At 69.5% G+C, this 14,206-nt stretch carries 14 protein-coding genes; 7 read left to right on the top strand and 7 right to left on the bottom strand.

Features of this window, described 5'->3' with window-relative positions; all coding sequences use genetic code 11:
• The first annotated feature begins 23 nt into the window (after positions 1–23).
• The 4 genes from dop (at position 24) to prcA (ending at position 3,489) form a co-directional block, all read left to right on the top strand.
• Positions 24–1,517 (top strand): depupylase/deamidase Dop, encoded by a 1,494-nt coding sequence (dop, locus tag AOM45_RS41520; protein WP_030471528.1) that lies wholly within the window; start codon positions 24–26, stop codon positions 1,515–1,517.
• Between the two features lie 80 nt (positions 1,518–1,597).
• Entirely contained in the window at positions 1,598–1,792 is a 195-nt protein-coding gene (locus tag AOM45_RS41515) for a ubiquitin-like protein Pup (RefSeq protein ID WP_030471529.1), read from the top strand.
• Between the two features lie 49 nt (positions 1,793–1,841).
• Positions 1,842–2,690, top strand: coding sequence for a proteasome subunit beta (prcB, locus tag AOM45_RS41510; protein ID WP_030471530.1), 849 nt, complete (start codon positions 1,842–1,844; stop codon positions 2,688–2,690).
• Between the two features lie 34 nt (positions 2,691–2,724).
• On the top strand, positions 2,725–3,489 hold the full coding sequence (gene prcA / locus AOM45_RS41505) for a proteasome subunit alpha (RefSeq protein ID WP_030471531.1): 765 nt from the start codon (positions 2,725–2,727) through the stop codon (positions 3,487–3,489).
• 515 nt (positions 3,490–4,004) lie between these two features.
• Here prcA and AOM45_RS41500 read toward each other — a convergent pair.
• From AOM45_RS41500 to AOM45_RS41485, 4 genes are read right to left on the bottom strand one after another with little or no spacing between them, the layout of a single operon-like run.
• Positions 4,005–4,637 (bottom strand): alpha/beta fold hydrolase, encoded by a 633-nt coding sequence (locus AOM45_RS41500; protein WP_059362965.1) that lies wholly within the window; start codon positions 4,635–4,637, stop codon positions 4,005–4,007.
• Positions 4,638–4,646: 9 nt separating this feature from the next.
• Complete coding sequence (locus tag AOM45_RS41495) at positions 4,647–7,283, bottom strand: ABC transporter permease (RefSeq protein ID WP_030471533.1); 2,637 nt, start codon at positions 7,281–7,283, stop codon at positions 4,647–4,649.
• On the bottom strand, positions 7,280–7,984 hold the full coding sequence (locus AOM45_RS41490) for an ABC transporter ATP-binding protein (protein ID WP_030471534.1): 705 nt from the start codon (positions 7,982–7,984) through the stop codon (positions 7,280–7,282). The genes AOM45_RS41495 and AOM45_RS41490 overlap by 4 nt, the downstream gene beginning before the upstream one ends.
• Positions 7,981–8,526, bottom strand: a complete 546-nt coding sequence (locus tag AOM45_RS41485) for a PadR family transcriptional regulator (protein ID WP_030471535.1) — start codon at positions 8,524–8,526, stop codon at positions 7,981–7,983. The genes AOM45_RS41490 and AOM45_RS41485 overlap by 4 nt, the downstream gene beginning before the upstream one ends.
• A gap of 196 nt (positions 8,527–8,722) precedes the next feature.
• Here AOM45_RS41485 and AOM45_RS41480 point away from each other — a divergent pair, with 196 nt between their 5' ends.
• On the top strand, positions 8,723–9,271 hold the full coding sequence (locus tag AOM45_RS41480) for a GNAT family N-acetyltransferase (RefSeq protein ID WP_030471536.1): 549 nt from the start codon (positions 8,723–8,725) through the stop codon (positions 9,269–9,271).
• Here AOM45_RS41480 and AOM45_RS41475 read toward each other — a convergent pair.
• Positions 9,261–9,869 carry a maleylpyruvate isomerase family mycothiol-dependent enzyme gene (locus AOM45_RS41475; protein WP_030471537.1) on the bottom strand — a complete coding sequence of 203 codons (609 nt, stop codon included), beginning with the start codon at positions 9,867–9,869 and terminating at the stop codon, positions 9,261–9,263. The two genes, AOM45_RS41480 and AOM45_RS41475, sit on opposite strands and share 11 nt — an antisense overlap.
• A 79-nt stretch (positions 9,870–9,948) precedes the next feature.
• Between AOM45_RS41475 and AOM45_RS41470 the strand changes: the two genes are divergently transcribed.
• Together AOM45_RS41470 and AOM45_RS41465 are read left to right on the top strand one after the other, a co-directional pair.
• Positions 9,949–10,368: a MarR family winged helix-turn-helix transcriptional regulator gene (locus AOM45_RS41470; RefSeq protein WP_030471538.1), complete on the top strand. Its 420-nt coding sequence runs from the start codon at positions 9,949–9,951 to the stop codon at positions 10,366–10,368.
• A 5-nt stretch (positions 10,369–10,373) separates the two neighbouring features.
• The gene (locus AOM45_RS41465) at positions 10,374–11,201 is read left to right on the top strand and encodes an aminoglycoside phosphotransferase family protein (RefSeq protein WP_030471539.1); all 828 of its coding nucleotides are present in this window, start codon (positions 10,374–10,376) and stop codon (positions 11,199–11,201) included.
• On the opposite strand, the gene AOM45_RS41460 is transcribed toward AOM45_RS41465, so the two are convergent.
• Together AOM45_RS41460 and glpK are read right to left on the bottom strand one after the other, a co-directional pair.
• Positions 11,198–12,718: a glycerol-3-phosphate dehydrogenase/oxidase gene (locus AOM45_RS41460; protein WP_030471540.1), complete on the bottom strand. Its 1,521-nt coding sequence runs from the start codon at positions 12,716–12,718 to the stop codon at positions 11,198–11,200. The genes AOM45_RS41465 and AOM45_RS41460 overlap by 4 nt on opposite strands.
• Entirely contained in the window at positions 12,711–14,180 is a 1,470-nt protein-coding gene (glpK, locus tag AOM45_RS41455) for a glycerol kinase GlpK (RefSeq protein ID WP_308202635.1), read from the bottom strand. Before glpK ends, AOM45_RS41460 begins: the two co-directional genes overlap by 8 nt.
• Positions 14,181–14,206 lie beyond the last annotated feature (26 nt).

Below are 14,206 nucleotides of genomic sequence, written 5' to 3'. Positions count from 1 at the left end.
GCCTACGTCGTAGGGTGTTGCGTATGCGGCGGATCATGGGAACCGAGGTCGAGTACGGCATCGCGGTGCCGGGCGACGCGACCGCGAACCCGGTGCTCACTTCGACACAGGTGGTGCTCGCGTACGCGGCGGCGGCGGACATACCGCGCGCCAGGCGTGCCCGGTGGGACTACGAGGTGGAGTCGCCGCTGCGCGACGCGCGCGGGTTCGACCTGGGCTCGCCCGGTGGTCACCCCGCCGACTCCGACGTCGAGGACCTGGGCGCGGCGAACGTCATCCTCACCAACGGCGCGCGGCTCTACGTCGACCACGCGCACCCCGAGTACTCGGCTCCCGAGGTCACCAACGCGCGTGACGCGGTGATCTGGGACAAGGCGGGAGAGCGGGTGATGGAGGAGGCCGCGCTGAAGGCCGCCACCGTGCCCGGCCAGCCCCGCCTGCAGCTGTACAAGAACAACGTCGACGGCAAGGGCGCGTCGTACGGCACGCACGAGAACTACCTGATGCAGCGGTCGACGCCGTTCACGGCCGTCATCGCGGGCCTCACGCCGTTCTTCGTGTCGCGCCAGGTCGTGACGGGTTCCGGCCGCGTGGGCATCGGCCCGTCCGGCGAGGAGGCGGGCTACCAGCTCTCGCAGCGCGCCGACTACATCGAGGTCGAGGTCGGCCTGGAGACGACGCTCAAGCGCGGCATCATCAACACGCGCGACGAGCCGCACGCGGACGCGGACAAGTACCGCCGCCTGCACGTCATCATCGGCGACGCGAACCTGGCCGAGTACTCGACGTACCTCAAGGTCGGCACGACGTCGCTGGTGCTGGACATGATCGAGGCCGGCCAGCGGTTCGACGACCTGCGCCTGGTCGACCCGGTGCGCGCGGTGCACCAGATCAGCCACGACCCGACGCTCAAGACCAAGGTCGAGCTGACCGGCGGCCGCAAGTTCACCGGCCTCGACGTCCAGTTCGCCTACCACGAGCGCGCGACCGCCTTCGTCGAGAAGGAGGGCGTCGGCGACCGCGACGTCCTGCGGATCTGGGGCGAGGTGCTCGACGCCCTGGCCCGCGACCCCGCGGAGTGCGCGGACCGGCTCGACTGGGTCGCCAAGCTGCGGCTGCTCGAGGGCTACCGGCAGCGCGACGGCCTCGCCTGGGGCTCCGCGCGGCTGAACCTGGTCGACCTGCAGTACTCGGACGTGCGGCTCGACAAGGGCCTCTACAACCGCCTGGTCGCGCGCGGCTCGATGAAGCGGCTGGTCAGCGAGGAGGAGGTCCGCGCGGCCATCACCACGCCGCCTGAGGACACGCGTGCGTACTTCCGCGGCCGGTGCCTGGAGCGCTACCCGACCTCGGTCGCGGCCGCGTCCTGGGACTCGGTGATCTTTGATCTCGGTCGGGAATCGCTCGTGCGAATCCCGACGCTCGAACCGCTCCGAGGCACAAAAGCGCACGTCGGAGCGCTGTTGGAGGCTTCTGACACCGCCGAGCAGCTGGTGGACGCACTGACTCGCGGGTGATCGTCTACCCGAGTGGCTCAGGATTTTTGTCGGTGCCGCTGGGTAGTGTTCTTGTCAGGCGAGTTATGCGGGAGGCCGAGATGTCCCAGGAACAGAAGCAGCGCCAGGGCGGTGGCGACGGCGACGACGGTGCCGACGACGCCGCGGGTGCCGGTCAGGAACGCCGCGAGAAGCTCGGCGAGGACGTGGACGCGATCCTCGACGAGATCGACGACGTGCTCGAGGAGAACGCGGAGGACTTCGTCCGCGCATACGTGCAAAAGGGTGGTCAGTAGGCCTCCGGGGGCCTGTTGACCATTTCGGGGACGGGAGAACAACCAACACATGGACAACAGCTCGACCGGGCGTTACCCGGCCGCGGCGCTGCCTTCGGCGTACCTCACGCCGGGCTCGTCGTCGTTCACGGACTTCCTGCGGGCACAGGCACCCGACATGTTGCCTAGCGCCCGGAAGCTCCCGGAGGGGACCGTCCAGGCCCCGCACGGGACGACGATCGTCGCGGCCACGTACAAGGGTGGCGTCGTGATCGCCGGCGACCGGCGCGCGACGATGGGCAACGTCATCGCCCAGCGCGACATGAAGAAGGTCTTCGTGACCGACGACCACTCGGCCGTCGGCATCGCGGGCACCGCGGGCATCGCGATCGAGATCGTGCGGCTGTACGCGGTCGAGCTGCGGCACTACGAGAAGATCGAGGGCGTTCCGCTGTCGCTCGACGGCAAGGCGAACCGCCTCTCGGCGATGATCAGGGGCAACCTCGACGCGGCCATGGCAGGCCTCGCCGTGGTGCCTCTGTTCGCCGGGTACGACACCTCGGCCGCAGATCCCGAACGCGCAGGCCGCATCGTGTCCTACGACGTCACCGGCGGCCGCTACGAGGAGTCGCAGGGCTACCAGGCCGTGGGCTCGGGTTCGCTCTTCGCGAAGTCGGCGCTCAAGAAGCTCTACGACCCCGACGCGGACGTCGACACCGCCATCCGCGCGGTCGTCGAGGCGCTCTACGACGCCGCGGACGACGACTCGGCGACGGGCGGCCCGGACCCGGTCCGGCGCCTTTACCCGGTCGTGGTCACGATCAACGGTGCCGACGGCGCCGTCGAGGTACCGGAGTCGCAGGTCCAGACGATCGCCGACGCGGTCGTCGAAGGCCGCCGGTCCCGCCCCGCAGGCTGAGTCCCCCACCGGTTCGACGTCAGGAGCACCACCCATGACGATGCCGCTGTACGCATCGGCAGAGCAGGTGATGCGCGACCGCTCGGAGTACGCCCGCAAGGGCATCGCCAGGGGTCGCAGCGTCATCGTGCTGAAGTACGCGGACGGCATTCTGTTCGTCGCGGAAAACCCGTCCAGCACGCTGCACAAGGTCTCGGAGATCTACGACCGCATCGGCTTCGCGGCCGTGGGGCGGTACAGCGAGTTCGAGAACCTCCGGCAGGCCGGTATCCGGTTCGCTGATGTGCGCGGGTATCAGAACGACCCCCGGGACGTCACTTCTCGTTCGCTCGCCAACGTTTACGCGACCACGTTGGGCACCTACTTCACCGAGCAGATCAAGCCCTTCGAGGTGGAGATCTGCGTGGCTGAGGTCGGGGACTCGGCGGAGTCGGACACGTTGTACCGGTTGACGTACGACGGGTCCATTGTGGACGAACCGCAGTACATCGTCATGGGTGGCACTGTGGACGCCGCCAACACTGCCCTGAAGGAGTCGTTCTCCGACGGGTTGTCGTTGGCTGATGCTGTGCCGGTTGCCGTGAAGGCGTTGTCGGCTGGGTCGCCGTCCACCGGGAACGGGTCGCCTGAGGTGTTGCCCGCTGCCAAGTTGGAGGTGGCGGTGTTGGAGAGGGCTCGGCCTCGGCGGGCGTTCCGCCGGATTGCCGGGGCGGCGTTGGATTCGTTGATGCCGGCTGGGACCAAGGGTGGTAAGCCGGTGGAGGATGTTTCGTTGCCTGAGGCTGAGGACGAGTCCTGAGTAGGGGTTGAGTGTTGCGGGGCCCTCGGCTTTTGGTCGGGGGCCCTTTGCTTTGTGGTTGTGCGCGTCGGGTTTGTCTTCCCTGGTGCGTTGGCGTTTGCCGGTTTGTGTCCGTGGGGTGGTTGGGGTTGCGGTGTCCCGTTCCTGTTTCGAGCTGGCGGTGGTTGCGTCGCCGTGTTCGGTGCCGGTTTCAGGCTGGGGGCTCTGCCCTTACCCCGCCAATCTGATCAAAGACCGGCCAGCGCCGCACGCGGGTTGATGGCACGCCTGGTGCTTTGGGCGGCTTGCGGTTGCGTAGGGCGTGCGGTTCGGGTGGGTTGGTCCCGTCACGAGCCGTACCAGGAGCGAGTCACACCCGAGGGGAGAGGTCAAGTCGCGAAAAGCGTGCGACTTGACCTCTCCCCTCGGGCGCGACAAGAGCTGTGGCACGACTCGTGACGGGACCAACCCACCGGAACCCCACGCTAAGTGCTGCTCGGCTTCGCCTTCGCGTCGGCTCGCCTTCGGCCTCGGCCCTATTTTCCGTAGAGCTCTAGCAGGGCTGCCAGTTCTGTTGGCTTGCTCAGTTGTGCGCAGTGGCCTGCGGCCAGCTCTACGGGTTCCACGCCCAGGCGGTCTGCCACTACTGGGCGTATGAACTCTGGTGTGAAGAAGCGGTCCTCTGTGCACAGGATGAAGTGGGTTGGGATGTTGGGCATCGTGTCCAGGGGCCACGGCTTTGCCATGGCCGCCTCTGACATGCCTCGTTCCCGTTTTTGGCTCTCCTCGGCCAGGTGTGGTGGGACGTCGTGCCAGAACTGGTCTTCCAGGCCGCTGTCGGTGTAGCCGGTGTTCTCCCACCAGTCGGCCGGTGCCTCGCCTGGTTCGGGGAGCATGGCCGTTACGAAGATCAGGGCTTTGGCGTTGATCTCTGCTGCTACCAGTGGGGCGATGAAGCCTCCGAAGGAGTGGCCCACTACCACCACGTCTGACGTGGACGGGAGGGCGTCGGTCACTGTCGACGCCCAGTCCGTCAGGTCCTTTTGCTCGTCTTCGGTGGGGAGGTCTGGGGCTACGACGGTGTGGCCCTTGGCTTCCAGAGCGTTGGCTACCAGGTGCCACGACCAACCCACGTCGCCTGCGCCGTGCACTATCGCGAAGGTGGTCACGGCTGCAGCCTATTCGCGGCGTTCGACTGGTAGGCGGGATCGGGTGAAGAGGGCTGCGCCGAGCATGGCCACTGCTGGGATCACCAGTAGTGGGACCAGGGTGTTCTGCCAGGGGACGGTCAGCGGGTTTTGGGGTGGTTGGGGCCAGTGGGTGGCGTAGCCGACGTTCAGTGCTGCCAGCAGGGCCAGGGCTGCGCCTATTCCTGCGGCTGTGCCCAGCAGGCCTCCCAGGCCCGCGATCATGCCCGATTGGGACAGGGACAGGAGTTTGCGCAGGGTTGGGGTGGCGCCTACGGCGGCGAGGGTGGTGAGGTCCTTTTGGCTGTCGGCTGCTGCCAGGCCTGTGGCCAGGGCGGCTGCTGCCAGGGTGATCAGGCCTGCTACCAGGCTCAGGATGCTCAGGTAGCGCTGTACTTCTGATTCTGTCGGGCGGGTTACGTTCACGTCGTACTGGCCCGTGCCCAGGGCTGCTGTCAGGGCGTCTTGTTCTGCCTGGGTGGGCATGCGGGTGGTCGGGGCGTAGATCGTGAAGGCTGTGATGTCGAAGCCCAGGGAATTGGCGGTGTCCTCGGTCATCACGGCCAGTGGGGCTGATGTCGGGGGCACCGCGTGGGCTTTGGCCGGGGTTGTGGTGGCTTGGGCGCCGGTGGCGATCAGGGCCTGGCCGTTGGAGATCTGGGTGGGGTCGTTGACGACCACCTTGCCCTCGCGCAGGGCCGCTTCGGCTGGGGCTGTGTCCTGTGGTGCCAGGTGGAAGAGGGATGTGGCGGCTTCCGGGGTGGCGATCACGAGGAAGCCGTTGGGGGTGGTGAAGCTGTTGAAGTAGCGGTGGGAGCGGCCCACGTTGGTGCAGAGGGGGTCTTTCAGGGCCGCTTGTTCTTCTGCGGTGGTGGGGGCTCGGTTCAGGACGTCCTGGGAGTAGGGGCACTCCCTGTCTGCTGGTGGGCGGATGTGGGCCAGGCAGGGGCCGCCGGGGCAGGACAGGAGTTTGAGTTCGTGGACTTCCCTGGTGGGCATGGTGTTGCGGATGGCGGTGGCCACCTCGGTGGGGATCGAGGTGGTGGGGGTGGTGCCCGGGCCGCCTCGTTGGTGGACCGTCACGTCGCCGAGGGTGCCCGCCAGTTGGCCGGCTTCCTGTTCTGCTTGGGAGGTCAGCATGACGCTCACGGTCACGGCGCCGATCACTGCCGTCATGACGGCTGAGATGGCTGGGGCTGCGGCGGTTCTGTTGCGCGAGGCGTCGCGCAGGGCTATGCGCAAGGGGACCGGGAGCCATCGTCCCGCTTTGGCCAGCAGGCCCAGCAGGGCCGGGGTGCAGAGGACCAGGCCCAGTTCGGTGAGGATCAGGGCGATGAGGATGCCGGCGATCTCCATTCGGATCGCGGTGAGGATGCCGGTGGCCACGCCTGCCGCGATGAGGGTCAGGCCCAGGACCAGCCAGCGTCGGCGGGAGCGGGTGATGCCTCTGCGGCCCGCCAGTGCGGTCACCACGTCCTGGCGGGAGGAGATCCAGGCCGGGACCAGGGCTGCCAGCAGGCCGGTGATCACGGCCAGCAGGGCGAGGGCGGCCAGGGCCGTGGGGTAGAAGCGTTGGGCGCCGTAGCGTTCCTCGATGGCCGACTCGATCAGCGGGCGGCTGAGGAGAGCGGTGAGCGTGCCCAGGGCTACGCCGCCGAGGGCGGCCAGGGTGCCGAGGACCACGCCGTCTGCCAGGACTATGCGGCGGACGTGGGACGGGGCGCCGCCCACCGCGGCGACGAGGGCGAGGTCGCGTTTGCGGCGGCGGGCGCCCACGGCGAGGGCTGAGCCTGCCAGGAGGGTCATTTCCAGGACGGCCAAGCCCGCGATGAGGGCCAGGACGTCGGCGCGGAGTTCGTTGGTGCCTTCGAGTTGCGGATAGCGTTCGGAGGGCGGTGGCAGGGTGCGCAGGACTGTGCGGGACAGCGCGACGATGCCCTGTTTGTTGAGCTCCTTGACCTTCGCCCAGTCGAGCGGGGTGCTCACGAGCCAGGCCTGGTCGGCGTCGGGGAACGCGCCGGGCAGGGTGACCATCGTGGTGTTCTCGAGGCCGCCGGGTTCCTCGACCAGGCCCACGACGGTGAAGGTGCGGCCGGTCTCCGTGGTGATCGTGCCGCCCAGCTTCGTGCCGGTGCGGTCCATCGCCTTGCGGGACAACGCGACTTCGGTGGGGTTCGTGGCGGGGCGGCCCTCCAGCACGGTGACCGTGCCGGTGGTGAGCGGGTTGGTCAGGTCGAGCAGGCGGGCCTCGAAGCGGCCAGCGCCCGCAGTGGTGCGGACGGTGACGTCGGCGCGCTGGACTGGGAGGAGCTGGGAGCCTGGCAGCAGGGCCTTCAGGCGTTCTTCTGACGGTGGCGGGCCCGTTTCCTTGCCCGCGGGGATGCCCAGGAGCTGGTTGGGCTGCTGGATGACCGGGGCGCCCGTGGGCCACCTGACCAGTGCTTCGGCGGCGCCCATGTGGCGGGAGGCGTCCTCGTCGGGGGTCAGTTCGGTCGAGTCGTAGACGATGGCCGCGAACGACAACGCGGCCACCGGGATCAGGATCAGGGCCACGACGAGCGCCGAGCGACCGCGGGATTTGAGGGCCTCGCGCCAGGCGATGCGCAGTGCTGCGCGCCAGCCGTTCACGGCGTGCTCAGCAGTTGTTCTGGGTGGTCGCGCTCCGACACGTCGACCACGACGCCGTCGCGCAGGAAGACCACGCGGTCCGCCCAGGCGGCGTGCCGGGCGTCGTGCGTCACGAGGACGGCGGCGGCTCCGGCGTCCACTTTGGAGCGGAGCAGGCGCAGCACCGTCTCGCCGGTGCGGGAGTCGAGGGCGCCGGTCGGTTCGTCGGCGAGGACGAGGCGGCGCTCGCCGATCAGGGCACGGGCGATGGCGACGCGTTGCTGCTGGCCGCCGGACATCTCGTCGGGAAAGCGGTCCGCGTAGCCGTCGAGGTCCACTTCGGACAGTGCCTGCTCGGCCTGCTTGCGGGACCCGCGCACGCCGTCGAGGTCGAGGGGGAGCGCGACGTTCTCCGCGGCGGTGAGGCTCGCGATCAGGTTGAGGTTCTGGAAGACGTAACCGATCCGCTTGCGGCGCCACGCGGCGAGCTGCTTGCGGGACAACGACTGCAGGCTCGTGCCGTCGACGAGGACCTGGCCGCTGGTCGGGCTGTCGAGGCCGCCGGCGAGGTTCAGCAACGTCGACTTGCCGGAGCCGGACGGGCCCATCACGGCGACGAGCTCGCCGGGTTCGACGGTGAGCGAGACGTCGTCGAGGGCGTTGACCGCCGTCTCGCCGGTGCCGTGGACGCGGTGCACGCCGCGCAGTTCGAGGACGGTCATCGCGGCACCTCGACGTCCGCCGTCTGGGGAAGGGCCTGCGGCTCGTAGCGCAGCAGGCTCGCCTCGCAGTGGTCGAGCCAGCGCAGCTCCGCCTCGGCCTGGAAGATCATCGCGTCGAGCACGAGCAGCCACGGCAGGTCGCCGGGCTGGGTCTTGAGCCGCGTGTACTCCTGCAGCGTGCGCATCGTGGCCGTGCGCTGGGTCATCACGACCTTGGCGACGTCGACGCCGGGAGTGGTGATCGCGAGGGCGAGCTTGATCGCCACCTCGTCGCGCGGCCGGTCGCCGCGCTGGACGGGCGTGGCGAACCACTTCTTGAGCTCGTCGCGGCCGTGGCCGGTGATCTCGTAGGGGCGCTGGCCGTCGTTCTCGGGCAGCGCGGCGACCAGGTCGTCCCGCTCCAGGCGTGACAACGTCGTGTAGACCTGTCCGATGTTCAACGGCCACGTGCCGCCGGTGGCCGAGTCGAACGCCGCCCGCAGCTGGTAGCCGTACATGGGTCCGCGCTCGAGCAACGCGAGCAGACCGTGTTTGACCGACATGCCTACCGAGTATGCATACTGAGTATGTTCCTGGCAAACGGTGACGGCCGAACCTGCGTGCGAGCTGGCCTGACATCAGGAACCCTTGACGGCGGAGGCTGCGGAAGCGGGGTGGGGGATCGTGAGCGGCGCCGTGCGGGGGAGAACCGGGAGACTGAGCTTGCTGGGGACTTCTGGCAGACCTGAGGTGCCCGCTGTGCTCGCCTCGCAGGCGGAGGTCCGCGACTACGAGGCCACCGACGAGGCGTCGTGGCTGCGGTGCCGGGTTCTCGGATTGCTGCGGACCACTCACTACGACGACGTCTGGCCGGTCAAACGTCGTGCCGACCTGGAGCTCGTCGCGGTCGACGGCGACGTGGTGGGAGTGCTGGACATCTCGGTGCCCGGCGCGGAGGCGACCATCGACACCGTGGTGGTGCATCCGGACTGCCGGCGGCGGGGGATCGCGACGGCGTTGCTCGCGGAAGCCGTGCGGCGGCTGGAGCGGTGCGGGGTGCGCTCGCTCGACGCGTGCGTTCGAGAGGAAGCGCTGGGGTGGTTCGCGCGCAACGGTTTTGTGGAGCAGGACAGCTACGTGCAGGTGCACGCGTCAGCCGCCGAGGTGGGCACGGTGCTGAGCGCCAAGTACGGGCTGGAGCCCGTCGGGGCGGTGCTGCGCGCCAGGATCGAGCGAGAAACCGAGATGCGCCAACGGTTCGAGCGCGTGCACGTGTGCCGGCGGGTGGTGCGCGAGCTCAGACCTTGATGCCGGTGAGCCGCGGGATGGTCGCGGTGCGGCCGGCCAGCAGCATGACCAGCGCCTCGATCGGGCCGCTGACCTCGGTGCCCTCGCCGGCGGACCAGTCGGCGTCGGTGGCGACGAGCCGGTGCCCGGCGAGCCTGCGCCGCGCGTGGAACGGGAACCCCATCCGCCACAGGTCCTCCGCCGCGACGACGGCGGCGTCGATCGGCATGTGACGCTCGATGCCGAGCGGCAGGGTGATGTCCTGCGTGTGGACCATGATGTCCATCAGGGCGTTCTTGAGGGTCTGACCGGGCGCGAGCCGGTGGTGCTCGACCGCGCCGCGCACGTTCGCGACGATCTCCGCCGTCGGTCTGCGCGCCTCGGCACGGGCGGTCTGGTCGACCATGCGGTTGAAGCTGCCGCGAGCCCGGACGAAGGCCTTGAACGCCGTGCCCACGCCGACGCGGTCCGCAAAAGAGAGGTGCGCGGCGACCTCGCGCACGGTCCACCCCTCGCACAGCGACGGGTAGGTCCACTCGACGTCGGTGAGCCCGGCGAGCAGGTCCGCGGTCGCCGCGCGTTCGGAGTCGATCGTCTGCCACATCGCGGTCTCGTCCATCGTCACCATCCCCTTGATTTAGTTCGAGAGGCTGACTACTTTAATCAGAGTCTCTGACTAAAAACAAGAGGAGTCCTGGGTGAACATCGGGCTGCTGCTCTACATCCCGTACCGGGAGCTGGAGAACCGGATCATGTCGGTGATCACCGAGGCCGGATACGACGTGACCCTCGCTCAGGCCCGTCTCCTGCAACGGATCGGGCCGGACGGCACGCGGCTGACCGAGCTCGCCGAAGCGGCCCAGGTGACCAAGCAGACCGCCGGGTTCCTGGTCGACCAGCTGGAGAAGGCCGGGTACGTGGAACGGCTGCCGGATCCGACGGACGGCAGGGCGCGCCTGGTGTGCGTCACCGAGAAGGCCAAGGGTGCCGCGCCCGTCGCCGAGGCGGAGATCGCGAGAATCGAGGCGGAATGGGAACGACACATCGGCAAGCGCCGCATGGCCCAGCTGCGCGAGGCGCTGGAGAAGCTGGGCGAGATCACCGACCCGTACCGCTGACCCGCGTGGTCCCGATCGCGTTCCGGCCGATCGCCGTGACCACGGCCGCGCTCTACCGGGTCGTGACGCCTGGAGAGTCGGTCTTCGTGAAGGTCCTGCGCAAACCCCGGATTCCCGCCGACCTGGCGGAGGTGGTCGGGGAGTTCCCGTGGCGCGACGAGGCGGACTTCCTGTTGTCGGACTTCGAGCTGCCGCCCGGGATGCGCCGGCCGCGGGTCGTGCGGGTGGACGACTTGGGCGACCGGATCGCGTTGTGGCTGGAGGACGTCGCGGTCGCGGACGTGTCGTGGGACCTGCCCCGGTTCCGGCGGGCCGCGCTGGCACTCGGCCGGTGGGCGGGACGCAGGTTCGGCGGCCCGCCGGGCAGGGCGCTGCGGGTGCTGTACGAGGGAAGGCTGGTGCGGGACGCGTTCCTGCGGCCGGACTGCTCGCCGTTGGCCACGCGAATGCCGGAACTGCTGGCACGGCTGGAGGCCTTGCCGCAGGCGAACGGGCACAACGACGCGTGCCCGCAGAACCTGCTCGTGCCCGCGGACGAGCCCGAGTCGTTCGTGGTGATCGACGTGGCCTGGCAGTGCCCGAACCCGGTCGGCGCGGACCTCGGTCAGCTGCTCGTGGGACTCGCGCAGGCCGGGCGGATGGCGGTCGCGGACCTGCCGCCTGTGCGGGAGGCGATCATCGAGGCCTATCTGGAGGGGCTGCGGCTGGAACACCGCGTGGTGTCGCGGGAAGAGGTCGTGCTGGGCTGCGACGGGACACTGGCCGTGCGCAGCGCGTTCCACTCGGCACCCGAACTGGCCGAGTACCTCGTGGAACGCGCGATGGCCCTCTAGGAAGCCAGCAGCTCCGACACCCGCGTGCGCACCTCGGGCGAGTCGAGACCGCGCACCATCACCGTGGTGCGACGGCGAAGTACATCGTCCACTTCGGACGCCCACTCGGTGCGGCGGGCGTGCTCGACCTGCGCCCAGATGTCCGGGCCGTCCGGGTGGACGCGCTCCAGCAGGGCCGGGTTCTCCAGGCCCAGCGCGACTACCTCGTGCGACGTCGTGCCGTAGTGCGTGGCGAGGTGGCGCACCACGTCGTCGGGCAGCGCGTCCCAGGCGGTGTGCAGCACGTCGCCGACGGTGGTGGGCTGGGCGGAACCGGGCAGCGCCACGCCGTCCAGCGGGCCGTCGAACGTGCGGCCGAGCTCGGAGTTGACCCGCTCCAGCACGGTGGCGCCGATCTTGCGGAACGTCGTCCACTTGCCGCCGGCCACGCTGATCATGCCGCCGGAGCCCGCGGTGATCACCGTCTCGCGCTTGGCGTGCGAGGTGTCGCCGGGGCCTCCGGGGAGCACCCTCAGGCCCGCGAACGTGTACGCGATGCGCGAACGGTCCAGGCCGGACACCGCGACGCCCGCCTCGCCCAGGATCTGGTCGACGTCGGCGTCGGTGCAGGCGACCTTGGCCGGGTCGTCGTCGTACGCCTCGTCGGTGGTGCCGAGGAGGAGGTGGCCCTCCCACGGGATCGCGAACGACACGCGCACGTCGTCGACCGGGATCGTCAGCGCGGCCTTCCACTCCGACGACGTCCGCAGCACCAGGTGCGAGCCCTTGGACAGGCGGATCGACGGCGCGGCGGCGGGGTCCTCCATGCGCCGCAACACGTCCAGCCACGGGCCGGTCGCGTTCACGACGACGCGCGCGTCCACGCCGAACTCGCCCTGCTCGTCGCGCAGGTCGACGCCCGTCACCTTCTCACCGGTCTTGCGCAGGCCCACGACCGAGATGTGGTTGAGCAGCACGGCACCGGCCTCGGCGGCGGCGCGCGCGGCGGTGATCGCCACGCGGCTGTCGTTCATCTGGTGGTCGTAGTACATCGCGGCACCGCGCAAACCGTCGGCGCGCAGGTCAGGCACCCATTCAACAGCCCTGCGCGCCGACAGCACCTTCCCCATGCCGTCGCCGAAGCCCGACAGCGCGGAGTACAGCGTCACGCCCGCACCCAGCACGAAACGGCTGTGCGGGCCTCCCTTGTAGACGGGGACGAGGAACGGCAGCGGGCGCACCAGGTGCGGGGCCAGGCGGTCGCCCAGGGCGCGGCGCTCCTTGTGGTTCTCGTGCACCATCGGCACGGCCGACGGGCCCATCGCGAGGTAGCGCAGGCCGCCGTGCACGAGCTTCGACGACGCGGACGAGGTGGCGCCCGCGAAGTCACCGCTCTCGACCAGGGCGACCCGCAGGCCGGAGCGGGCCGCGGCCCACGTGGTCGCGATGCCCAGGATGCCGCCGCCGATCACGACGACGTCGAACTTGCCGTGCTGGAGCTCTTCGCGAGCCCGTTCCCGCTGTGTCAGGTCAGTCATCGTCCTCGTCCATCCACCCGACGGTCCGCTCGACCGCCTTCTTCCACTTCCGGTAGCCCTTGTCGCGGGCGGCCGGTTCCATCGACGGCTCCCACTCGGCCGCCTTGTGCCAGTTCGCCTTCAACGCGTCCGTGTCCGGCCAGTAGCCCACCGCGAGCCCGGCCGCGTACGCCGCGCCGAGGCACGTCGTCTCGGCCACGATCGGGCGCACCACCGGCACGTCGAGCACGTCCGCCAGGAACTGCATGAGCAGGTTGTTGGCGGTCATCCCGCCGTCGACCCGCAACGTCGTGAGGTCAACACCGCTGTCGGCGTTCATGGCGTCCACGACCTCTTTGGTCTGCCACGCCGATGCCTCCAGCACGGCCCGTGCGAGGTGTCCGCGCGAGATGTAGCCCGTCAGGCCGGCGATCACGCCGCGCGCGTCACTGCGCCAGTGCGGTGCGAAGAGTCCGGAGAACGCGGGCACGAAGTACGCGCCGCCGTTGTCGTCGACCGTGCGGGCCAGCGTCTCGATCTCCGCGGCCGACGAGATCAGCCCGACCTTGTCGCGGAACCACTGCACCAGCGCGCCGGTCACCGCGATCGCGCCCTCCAGCGCGTACGCGGCCGGCTCGTCGCCGATCTTGTAACCGACGGTGGTCAGCAGGCCGTTCTGCGAGTGCACCGGCTTGTCACCGGTGTTGATCAGCAGGAACGCGCCCGTGCCGTACGTGCACTTGCCCTCGCCGGGCGCGAAGCAGGTCTGGCCGAACAGCGCCGCCTGCTGGTCGCCGAGCGCCGACGCGACCGGCACACCCTCGTGGGTGCCGTAGACCTCGGAGGAGGACCGGATCTCGGGGAGCATCTCGCGCGGGACGTCCATCGCGGCCACCAGCTCCGGGTCCCAGTCCAGGGTCTCCAGGTTCATCAGCATGGTGCGCGACGCGTTGGTCACGTCGGTGACGTGGCGGCCGGTCAGGTTCCAGATCAGCCAGGTGTCCATGGTGCCGAACAGGACCTCGCCGCGTTCGGCCCGTGCGCGCAGGCCCTCGACGTTGTCGAGCAGCCACCGCAGCTTCGGACCGGAGAAGTACGTCGCGAGCGGCAGGCCGGAGCGCTCGCGGAACCTGTCCTGGTCGCCGAGCTGCTTGATCAACGCGTCCGTGCGCGTGTCCTGCCAGACGATCGCGTTGTGGACGGGCTCGCCGGTCGCCTTGTCCCACACGACCGTCGTTTCGCGCTGGTTGGTGATCCCGAACGCGGCGATGTCGGCGTAGGTCAGCGAGGCCTGCTGGAGGGCGTCGCGCACGACGGCCTGCACGTTCGTCCAGATCTCGGTCGCGTCGTGCTCCACCAGGCCGGGCTTGGGGAAGATCTGCCGGTGCTCGCGCTGAGCGACCGACACGATCCCGCCGGACCGGTCGAACACGATGCACCGGGACGACGTCGTGCCCTGGTCGATCGCCGCGATGTAGCCCACGTGCACACTCCTCTGTGTGAACCATT

Source organism: Lentzea aerocolonigenes, from assembly GCF_000974445.1.
GTDB lineage: Bacteria > Actinomycetota > Actinomycetes > Mycobacteriales > Pseudonocardiaceae > Lentzea > Lentzea aerocolonigenes.
This window is presented reverse-complemented; position numbering and strand designations above follow the sequence as displayed.

Excerpts from the sequence above, each read along its gene's own strand:
- prcA (WP_030471531.1), top strand. The coding sequence starts at position 2,725 with ATGACGATGCCGCTGTACGCATCGGCAGAGCAGGTGATGCGCGACCGC.
- AOM45_RS41515 (WP_030471529.1), top strand. The coding sequence starts at position 1,598 with ATGTCCCAGGAACAGAAGCAGCGCCAGGGCGGTGGCGACGGCGACGAC.
- AOM45_RS41490 (WP_030471534.1), bottom strand. The coding sequence starts at position 7,984 with ATGACCGTCCTCGAACTGCGCGGCGTGCACCGCGTCCACGGCACCGGC.
- prcB (WP_030471530.1), top strand. The coding sequence starts at position 1,842 with ATGGACAACAGCTCGACCGGGCGTTACCCGGCCGCGGCGCTGCCTTCG.
- AOM45_RS41460 (WP_030471540.1), bottom strand. The coding sequence starts at position 12,718 with ATGACTGACCTGACACAGCGGGAACGGGCTCGCGAAGAGCTCCAGCAC.
- dop (WP_030471528.1), top strand. The coding sequence starts at position 24 with ATGCGGCGGATCATGGGAACCGAGGTCGAGTACGGCATCGCGGTGCCG.
- AOM45_RS41475 (WP_030471537.1), bottom strand. The coding sequence starts at position 9,869 with ATGGACGAGACCGCGATGTGGCAGACGATCGACTCCGAACGCGCGGCG.
- AOM45_RS41485 (WP_030471535.1), bottom strand. The coding sequence starts at position 8,526 with ATGTCGGTCAAACACGGTCTGCTCGCGTTGCTCGAGCGCGGACCCATG.